The sequence below is a fragment of the Actinomadura sp. 9N215 genome (genome assembly GCF_044326345.1).
Classification (GTDB): domain Bacteria; phylum Actinomycetota; class Actinomycetes; order Streptosporangiales; family Streptosporangiaceae; genus Spirillospora.
Genome location: NZ_JBIRBA010000004.1, coordinates 500270 through 509957 on the forward strand (window position 1 = coordinate 500270; position 9688 = coordinate 509957).

A 9688-nucleotide genomic window follows, 5' to 3' on the forward strand; every position below is an offset into this window, starting at 1 on the left:
CGCGGGCGGGGGGTCAGTCCTCGACGTCTCCCTTGATGTGCCGCTGGACGAACTCGTGGGCCCGGTCGCCGAACTGCGCGCCGAACGGAAGGGACCGCTCGACCGTCTCCCTGAAGTGCACGCCGGCCCACACCCGGCTGTGGGCGTAGTCGCGCTCGTAGTCGGTCCAGGTGGCGTAGTGCAGTTCGAGGTCCTTGGCGGGGACGAGCCCCGGCTCCGTCAGCGTGGAGCCTCCGGCGTAGGGGAAGGTCCAGTCCAGGACGTCGTCGCCGAGGAAGCGCCGCGCCGCCTGCGCTTGGGCGGCGCAGATCGTCGCGAAGCCGGCCGGGTACTCGGGGTGGTCGCCAGGGGGCAGGTAACCGGACCACTCCTCGGCGGGGATGTCGTCGACCGTCCCCAGGCCGGCTCCGCCCCAGGCCGTCACCTTGGAGCCGCCGTACACGTGCCGGACCGCGCTGAACGGCCGCACGGCGTCGTACCTGTGTATCTGGTGCCAGGCGGCGATCATGTCGTCGAACCGGGCCAGGGACGTCACCATGAACAGCTGGGCCCAGCCGTCCAGGTCCAGGTCGTGGGCGAGGGCCGCGGCGCGCGGCGCCAGGGTGATGGCCGCGCCCGTGTGGTCGAAGAACTCCGCCTTGACCTTCTGCTCGTCGGTGAGTCCGGCGGACGCCGCCAGGATCTCGTCCACCGACTTCTTGTAGCGGTCGGCGTCGGTGTGGTCGGTGTGGTCGGGCGGGGCGAGTTCGAACTCGCCGGGGTCGCTGTAGGTGAAGGGCTTGACCAGCCGCACCTGCGGGGTGATGAACTGCTGGGCGACGAAGATTCCCCTGTCGCCGGGTCCGTCGCCGAGGCGGCGGCGGTGGCGATGGACCGCCGGCTGCCAGCGCGAGGGGTTGACCAGCTTGCGGGGCGTGTTCACGGGCTCGTAGCCGGTGTAGTCCTCGAAGGGCTCACGGTTGAATGTGCGGCCCATGTCGCCGAGGTGGTTCATGCCGTCCCGCACGCGGGCCTTCACGATGGCCTTGCCTGCGATGTTGCCGATGCCGATCGGGGTGGTCGGGTCCTCCGACTCGTCGTCGGGGTCCAGGCCGAACAGGCCCAGCGCCTGCCCCATGACCACCGAACGCTCTTTGTACACGCTCTGCAATACCCGCAAGCTGGCGTACAGGCCCGCGATGTTCTTGTTCCTGTTCGTGGCGGACTCACTGGCGGGACGGCGCGCGATCCGGGAGCACACGCCGACCGCGGTGGGGTGGTACGGCGCCAGCGCGTCGAACCACGACATCATGAACAAATGGCTGATCCAGATATAGATGGGCGCGTCCGTGGGGCCGATGGAGTCCTCTGCGGGGAACTGGCCGTCGGCATTGGTGGTGATCAGGTCCCGGATGAAGTTGCCGTTGTCGAAGTCGTAGGCGATCTGCGGGGCGGCCGGCTCCGCAGGCTGCGGGGCGGGCTTGTCGGCGGCGGCCGTGTCGGGGTCGTCCCCGGTTTCCTGCGCTGCGGTCGAGGCAGGAGAATGATCGGACGTCGTCATGGGGCTGTGTCCTTTCTTTGCTCTCTTAGCAGCTGCTTGCGGTACCGCTGATCATTCGTCGTGGGTGGCTATGATCCGTGGGTGGCTATGATCGCCCTCAGTTGAGGGGAGATCTGGTAGTAGTACCCGAGGTTGAAGTGGCTTCCGTCGGGCGTCCATTTGGGGACCGAAATGCTGACGCGCTCCTCGGCGTATGCGTACGGGCCGTCGCTCATGAACTGCTTGATTCTTGGTTCCAGCCGGGCCTGGATCGCCGACAGGTCCAGGCCCTGGGTCGGCCGGGGGGCGAAGGAGATCCGCTCGACCTTCAGGGATTCCCAGCTGAGGGTCACGTAGACCCGGTACGCTCCGACCGCGGTTTCCAGCATCTGCTCGTCGGGATCCGGCATTCCGATTTCGCCGAGCAGCGACCGGATGAGCTTCGGTTCCACGTCACCCGCGACAGCGGTGGGGAGCTGGAAGTACAGGTTCATCGTCTTGCGCTTGTAGTCGATCCCCACCAGCGCCACGTCGCCCAGGTCGTAGCGGGTGAAAAGATCCAGGTTCTCTGCGACGGCGTCCGGCATGGACGGGATGTCGGCAAGGCTTGAGGCCGCCTGCAATTCCTTGGGGAAGCTCGCGTAGAGCTTCTGGAAGCCGCCGACGACCCCGTAGTCGGAGAAGTATTCGCTGACGGGAACGCGCGCCTGGATGTCCGAGAGCAGCGAGCCGGCGGGATGGTCCGCCTCCGCGACGAGGCCGTGCGAGACCGCGTGCGCATAGGGGTCGTCGATCCCGGAAGGCACCTGGATGGTGTAGTCGAATTCCTGGCTGCCGGTGGAGACGCTGAAAATGATCGCGACCTCGGTGAGCGCGTCCCCGTACGCGGTCAGGATCGGCCAGACCTTGTCACGCGAGCAGGGCGTGCCCAGCAGCCGAGCCGACTCCTCGATGGCCGAGTAAATGTTTTCGATCCCAGCGGCCCCGGACATTCATCCTCCAATTATCGACCTTGACGCTTGTTTGCACGGGAATTCCGCGCGCGGCGGCCGCGGGGGCGAAGGCCCGCGGCCGCCGCGGCCGTCATCCCTTGACCTCGCCCTTGATGTGCCGCTGCACGAAGTCGTAGGCCAGATCGCCGAACTGCTTACCGAAGACGAAGGACGTCTCGATCGTCTGCCGGAAGTGCACGCCGCCCCACACCCGGCTGTGGCCGCACTTCGTGGTGAAGTCGGTCCAGGTGGGGAAGTGCAGCTCGATGTCCTTGGCCGGGACGAGCTTCGGCTCCGTCTTCCCCGCGCCGGCCTTGAAGGTGAACCTCCAGTCCAGGACGTCGTTGCCCCAGTAGCGCCGCGCGGCCTGCGACGAGGCGGCGCACAGGGTGGTGGAACCCGACGGGTACTCCGGGTGGTCCCCCACGGGCAGGTAACTGGTCCACTCATTGGCGGGGATGTCGTCGACCGTCCCCTTTCCGGGGCCGCCCCAGGCGGTCAGCGCGCGCTTGCCGTACACGTGCTGGACCGCGGTGACCGGACGCACGGCGTCGTACTTGACCTTCTGGTACCAGGCGGCGATCGCCGCCTCGAACGTCGCCAGCGTGTGCACGAGGAGGAAGAAGGCCCAGCCGGGAATGCCCTGCTCGCCCTTCTGATCGTGCTTGAGGAGAATGACCACCGCCGAGAAGCCGATGCCCCAGCGTTTGTCGTCCATGACCTCCGTGAGGACCTTCTGCTCGTCGGTGAGCGACGCCGACGCCTTCAGGACCTCGTCCACCGAGCGCTTGTACGCGCGGCGGTCGGTGTGGTCGCTGAAGTCGGGCGGTGGGACCTTGAACTGGCTCGGGGACTTGTAGGTGAGCGTCTTGACCCGTCCCGCCTGCGGCGTGATCATGTGCTGCACCACGTAGATGCCCATGTCACCGTGTCCCCCGCCGACGCGGCGACCGTTGTGCCTGCCGAGCTGCGGCTGCCAGCGCGAAGGATTGGTCACCTCGAAGGCGGTGTTGACGGGCTTGTAGCCGGTGTAGTCCGCCCAGGGCGAGGGGTTGTACTTCCGGCCCTCGTCGCCGAGGACGTTCATGCCGTCCCGTATGTGAGCTTCGAAGGCGGCCTTGCCCGCGAGGTTGCCGATGCCGACCGGGGTGGCCGGGTCCGTCGACTGGTCGTCGGGGTTCAGGCCGATCTGCTTCATGAACTCGCGGACGGCCGGCCTCGACTCCCCGAACACGCCCTGCCACACCCGCCATCCGGCGAAAAGGCCGGCGATGTTCATATTGCGGATGGTCGCCTCTTTGGCGGGACGGCGTGCGATCTTGGTATAGATGCCGACCGCGGTCTTGTGGTACGGCGCCACCGCGTCGAACGCCGCGATGGCCGTGATGCGGTTCAGCCACAGGAACGCGGAGATGTCCATGGAGCCGAAGATGTCTTCGTTGATCGACTGGCTGGGGTTCTGCTCGTTGGGCCCCAGCGCTTTGAGGTAATTGTCCTTGTCCAGGTCGAACTCGATCTGGGGCGGGGCGTCGGCTTTGGCGGCGGAGGCCGCGCCGGGGGTTCCCAGGTTCAGCGCCGCGGTCGAGGCGACGCTGAGCCCGCCGAACAGCAACAGCGATCTGCGCTGCGGCGAGAAGTCTGAGGCGGAAGAAGGCTTGGACTTCGTCATGGGCGAATTCCCTGTCTTCGCGGTGGATTGGGGTGCTTCTATGGCACGGTTTTCTGGGGGTGGGCCATTTTATGCACGAACGCCGTCCGGTTCGCTGCGACGCGCTGGCCCGCGTCGCCATACGTACCTGCGGCGCCGATTCGGGGGGTCGAAACCTGCCGGTGGGCCGCGAGCTCCCATTCCACCGCGCTTATGGCATAACGCCCGAATCCGCTCGTTCGGGCTGAGCGGCCAGGGTTTTCCGGACGGTCCGGACGGTCTGAGCGTTCCGGGCGGTCCGGGTCGGTTTCGACGCCGATCGTCCTCTCCGCGACCGAGCCTTTCGCCGGTGCACGGACCTGTCATGTCGCCGGGTAGCCGCCGAAGCGCCGCTCCCGCCGTCGGAGGTCCTGGAGTGCGGTGTCGAATTCGGCTCGCGTGATGTCCGGGAACAGCACCGGGGAGAAGTGCAGTTCGGCGTACGGGGACATCAGCGGAAAGAAGGACGACATACGGATCGCCCCGCCGGTGCGGATGATGAAGTCGACCGGTTTGGGGACGTACGCGCTCTCGGCGAGGAGATCCTCGGTCATGGCGGGAATCTTCCCGTTGAACCGGTTGAAGATGCTGATCACTTCCCGGGAGAGGGACATTCCCAGGATGTAGTGGAGCGTGAACTCCGACGCCTTGTCCGACTTGTCGCGCAGTTCCTCCAGCTCCGTGAGGTAGCGGTCGGGCACGAGGTCGAGCGACCCGGTGAAGTCGAAGTTGCAGGTGTCGTGGCATCGGCGCGCCACGTCGTTGAACGCGACCAGGAACGTCGTCACCGCGGACTCGGGACGGCTGAAGTTCGCGGCGGACGAGGTCGTGATGTAGAGGGTCGTGATGCCCTCTCCCCTGGCCCAGCCGATGAACTCGATGAGCTTGTCCGCCATCGCCGTGTAGCCGTCGTCGAGGGAGACGCCGTGTTCCTGGGACCAGCGGCGCATTCCGTCCGGCAGCAGCATCAAGTTGGTCACCGTGATACGCCTACCTCTCTGTCATCTGTGCGGGAACTCACTGAAGGTGGAATGTCGATGCACCGAGGTGGACTCGGCCCGCCGACCCCGGCGCCCCGACGGCAGCACCCGCCGACCGGAATGCCGGCCTGTGCGGACCAGACCCGGTGGCGGGTGCTCGCTGCGATGAAGTGACCGTGCGGGTCAGTGCGAAGTGCTACTGGCTGGAGTCGGGCGACAGCATCTTCACCATCTGCGCCGGCATCTGGTACCACGACTGGAGCTTGTAGTACTCGCCGCGGGGGGACGCCGTGACGCCGTAGATGCCCTTGCGATCGGCGGGACCGTACGTGTGCGGTGCGTTCCGCGCGAATTTTTCGATCTTCCGATCGACGTCGACGCGGTCCGGAAACGCCGTCAGGTCCGGGACGATCACGGCGAAGGTGATCCGCTCGATCTTCGAGGAGTCCCAGCTCAGGGTGGTGTAGAAGCCGGTCGACTGCTTGGCGAGCGCGAGCATCTGCTCGCTCGGCTCCGACAGCCCGAACTCGCGCAGCATCGATCGGACGGCCTCCGGCTCGCGGGTCTCGTCCGGCGCGCCGAGGAAGTAGATGTTCAGCGTCTCGCTCGGGTAGTCGATACCGATCAGGCTCGTCTTCCCGTCCAGGCCGTGGCGGGTGTAGAAGTCGAGGTTCTCGGTCAGGCTGCGCGGCATGGACGGGACGTGGGCGAGCTCCGTCACCTTCTGCAGGTCGTTCAGCGGGAAGAACGTCCAGGTCTTCTTGAAGCCGCTGACGACCCCGAAGTCGATTCCGTGGTAGTCCAGCGGGAAGCGTTCCTGGATGTCCGACAGCAGCGTGCCGACGGGATGGTCCGTCTTCTCGGTGAGGCCGTTCGACAGCGCGAGGGCGTAGGGATCGAGGTCCTCGGCGAGCGACGCGATACGGAAGTCGAGGCCGGCCGAGTTGGTCGCCACCCTGTAGGCCATCTGCGCCTGCGGAGGGATGACGTCGGCGTACGCGGTCAGGATGGGCCAGACCTTGTCGCGCGAGCAGGACGCGTCCAGCAGGCCGGCCGCCTTCTCGATGTCGGAGTAGAGGGCTTCCAGCTCGCTTGTCCCGGTCATTTTTCCTCCCACGTCGATCTTGGTGTTCGGGTGAATCTGGCGAATCATCGGACGGACCGCCGGGCCTGGGCTCGGCCGGGTCATTCGGTTTTGGTGGCGCTGAGGACGGCCGGGACCGGGATGACGTCCGGGGGCAACTCGGCCGCGTCCTTGGTCACCGCTCTGGTCACCTTGAACCCCGACTCCTCCAACCAGCCCCGATAGGTCGACAACTTCTGCGGCCCACCCTGCCCCATCGTGCAACCGACGAAGAACGCCGGGAAGAAGTCCACGTTGTAGTTACCCGCCTCGGTCAGATCCTCCGGATACACAGGCACCAGCACATGAACCTGACCACCCACCTCCAACGCCCCGTACACCCCCGCCAAGATCCGCAACACCGCCTCCCGATCGAACATGTCCAGGAAATGCTTGACCAACACCGCCTCGAACCCGCCCGGGACACCCTCGAAGACATCACCCCCGACAAACGAGCACACCCCCTCCAGCCCATGCGCACGGAACGTCGCCAGGCACTCCCGCTCCTTGTCGGGCAGATCGAACGTGGTCACCCGCAACCCCGCATCCGGCTTGAACCGGTGCGCATGCACCGCACCCAGCCCGGTGTTACCGGCCAGATCCAACACCCGCGCCCCCGCCGGAAGGTCGATGGTGCCGAAGAACCACGGATCGATGTTCGCGGTCACGGTGTCCATCAGCGTGGCCCACGACTCACGCAGGTCCTGGTGTTCGGCCACCGCCCCGTACAGGGTGCCCTCGGCGCCGTAGAACTCCTTCAACCCCACCAGCGTCCCCGACCGCGCGCTCTCGGTCAGATAGAACAACTGCCGCAACGCCACCACCTTGATCATGTTCATGTACGTCAACGCCCGCCTCAGGTCCCGCTCGGCGACCTCGGCCAGCGCGCCCAGCGCATACCCGCCGCCGCCGGTGCCCGTGTCGTGGGTGACGAAGCCCTCCTTGACCAGCAGGAACAACAACTGCTCCACCGCGTCCGGGCGGACACCGACCGCCGCGCCGAGCTCGGCCGCGTTCTGCCCGGGACGGGTCCGGATGGCGTCGATCAGACCGAGCTCGAAACATGACAACAGCGTCATGAACCGCGTCGGTCCCACCATGAATTCACGAAATCGCGCGAGCGTGGCATCCGCAGTCATCACACAGGCCCTTTCAGGTGGCGGCTGGATCAGGCTGGTCGATCATCAGGCTGGTCGATCATCAGGCTGGTCGATCACCGTCGGGAGGCGAACCGTGGCCGCCGCCAGGCGGGGGGTGCGGTCGTGTTCCGCGCGGGTGACCGCATCCCCGTACCTGCCGGTCGGCGGCGTCGGCGACCTCCATATATCGGCGGGGGACGAGAATGGTGGCGTTGGCGTCATTGGTGTTGCTGAAGCCGAACAAATAGTGCATTTTACGGTAATGTCGGATCTAACGCTGATCGCGCAGAAGGTACAACAGCGATGACGTTGTGGCAATGCCGATCGCAAAGGTGACAGTCCAGCGTCGCGCGTTTGCGACCTGTAGTACCGGATGGCGACCGCGTGGTGACGTCCAGATGTCGCACGGAATACGGAGTGGCTACGTCATCAAGTGCGCACTGTCGCTATGCATCTCGCGAGCAGAGAGGGCGAGTGGGCAAAATCCAGAGGTACGATCATATATATAGGTTCTTCGCCGCTGGTTGTCAAGGCTCTCACCGATCGCCGATCTTTGGGCCCTGCCGGGGCGTTCTCCGATCATTTAGGCTGATGATCGCGGCCTCTCCCGCCGCATGGCTTCATCTCGCATCGAGGCCTGCCGAGAACGGGCCGCGCCGACTTCAAAGTTGACGGCCTGAACGCGGATGGTCGCTCTCCATGACCATCCGGTCACTGCGGGAATCCAAACGGCTGAACCGACGCCGGTTCGCTGCCGCGGAGCGCCCTGGCCGAATACGGACGACGTCTCCGACTGGGGGCCTCGTCGCGAACTGGAAATGGGCCGACGTGATCACCGCTGCGGCAGGCCTCTCGGAGGCCCTGTGGGTACGGCATCCGCTTGACCAGCTGAAATGTGGCCTGAGCGGCGTCGGGAAAGGCGACCGTACGGGCGCTTCGCAGAACCCCGGCCTACCCGCTGCGACTGGCGGAGCTCCTGGCCGACGCGTCATTCAAACGGCGCCTCGTTGGGTCGCCTAACGACCCAATGGCGGCCCTCCTGGAAAGATCGAGGATGGGCCTGGAGTCTTCGCAGTTCAGCGGATTGTTTGGCTACTTACTTCCTGTGTTTGCTCCGTGCCTGTTGACGTGCTTGAGCGTTTTGAAGACCATACAGAGAGAATGACCGGTTCTATGTGACCGCCCGCAAGGCTCGTGAACCAGTCTCCTACGGGGGAGATCATGACAGGACGCATACTGTGTCAGGCTGCTTCGTGTCAACCACGGCGCAACGCGGACATCGGGAAGGGGGTGCGCAGAGCCGGCGACGGCTGGTTCGTGTGTTCGGTGTGTTCCGAGCGCTTGTTAGGCGACTTACGGAACTTACCTGCTTTATATGACGACTGCATCATCCGCAGGGACTCGGGATCATTGCCGTCACGCGTGATACGTAATGGTCCCCGGAAGAGCGCCGTCAATGATCTGCTGAGTCCCGCCGCGACCGAGACGCGCGCCGCCATTCGCACGGTCCTGGCCTCCTGGGCCAGCCTCGTCGCCGACGAACGCCGGCTTAATCCTCCGGCACGGGACATCGGAGCACTCGCTCGATTCCTCTCCCGGCACGCCGAGTGGATCGCCAGCCATCCCGCCGCGGGCGAGATGGTGGACGAGATCGGCGATCTCACGCGCTCCGCTCGCAAAGTCGCCTATCCGAACGGCGCCGGGCGAGTGCGCGTCGGCGACTGCCCCACCTGCAATGGGGAGCTGGTCGTCCTCATGCGCAATCGGGACGATCCGCTTCCGTCCGAAATCGTCTGCACCACCGCACCGGACCATTCGTGGCCGGCCACCCGGTGGGCAACGCTCGCCCGCAAGATGCAGCAAAGCCAAGGAGGGGGAAGCCGGCATTCCTAACCCCGCATCGACTTCCCATTGATATCGCAGCTTGCCCCTGGCGGGCCAACGGCCGCGACCACCGGCGTCTCGGGTCGGGAATTACCTGCCGAATTCGTGGCGGTTCTCGGGCGTCGCCGTTCAGCGAGGCTCGAACCGCACTTGTCGGCACCGCCAAGCCGGCAAAAGTCCTCGCGATCCATTGACGAGGTCCGCGACGTGGTCGGGCGGGTAGCCGCTCCACCCGGGCACGCGCCTGCGCCGTACGGGAACGAGAGCACCCCAGGCGCGGCGGCCGTGGGCTCTCTGATCCCTCGCCAGGCCGACTTCGTCCTCGTCCTCGTACCTGAGCCGTGCTGACCGAGGCCACCGGTGA

General features: G+C 65.9%; 7 protein-coding genes. 1 reads left to right on the plus strand and 6 read right to left on the minus strand.

Translation table 11 applies throughout. From position 1 onward, the window contains the following. Positions 1-13: 13 nt before the first annotated feature. The 6 genes from ACH34T_RS10320 to ACH34T_RS10345 form a co-directional block, all read right to left on the minus strand. Complete coding sequence (locus tag ACH34T_RS10320) at positions 14-1540, minus strand: DUF6851 domain-containing protein (protein WP_395991782.1); 1527 nt, start codon at positions 1538-1540, stop codon at positions 14-16. Between the two features lie 68 nt (positions 1541-1608). Next, the gene (locus ACH34T_RS10325) at positions 1609-2511 is read right to left on the minus strand and encodes an aromatic prenyltransferase (RefSeq protein WP_395991783.1); all 903 of its coding nucleotides are present in this window, start codon (positions 2509-2511) and stop codon (positions 1609-1611) included. A 91-nt stretch (positions 2512-2602) separates the two neighbouring features. Beyond that, positions 2603-4180: a vanadium-dependent haloperoxidase gene (locus ACH34T_RS10330; RefSeq protein ID WP_395991784.1), complete on the minus strand. Its 1578-nt coding sequence runs from the start codon at positions 4178-4180 to the stop codon at positions 2603-2605. Between the two features lie 341 nt (positions 4181-4521). Further along, complete coding sequence (locus tag ACH34T_RS10335; protein ID WP_395991785.1) at positions 4522-5178, minus strand: undecaprenyl diphosphate synthase family protein; 657 nt, start codon at positions 5176-5178, stop codon at positions 4522-4524. 196 nt (positions 5179-5374) lie between these two features. Continuing rightward, positions 5375-6283 carry an aromatic prenyltransferase gene (locus ACH34T_RS10340; protein WP_395991786.1) on the minus strand — a complete coding sequence of 303 codons (909 nt, stop codon included), beginning with the start codon at positions 6281-6283 and terminating at the stop codon, positions 5375-5377. A gap of 80 nt (positions 6284-6363) precedes the next feature. Then, on the minus strand, positions 6364-7440 hold the full coding sequence (locus ACH34T_RS10345) for a methyltransferase (protein WP_395991787.1): 1077 nt from the start codon (positions 7438-7440) through the stop codon (positions 6364-6366). 1410 nt (positions 7441-8850) lie between these two features. Between ACH34T_RS10345 and ACH34T_RS10350 the strand changes: the two genes are divergently transcribed. Beyond that, entirely contained in the window at positions 8851-9333 is a 483-nt protein-coding gene (locus ACH34T_RS10350; RefSeq protein ID WP_395991788.1) for a hypothetical protein, read from the plus strand. Positions 9334-9688: the final 355 nt, after the last annotated feature.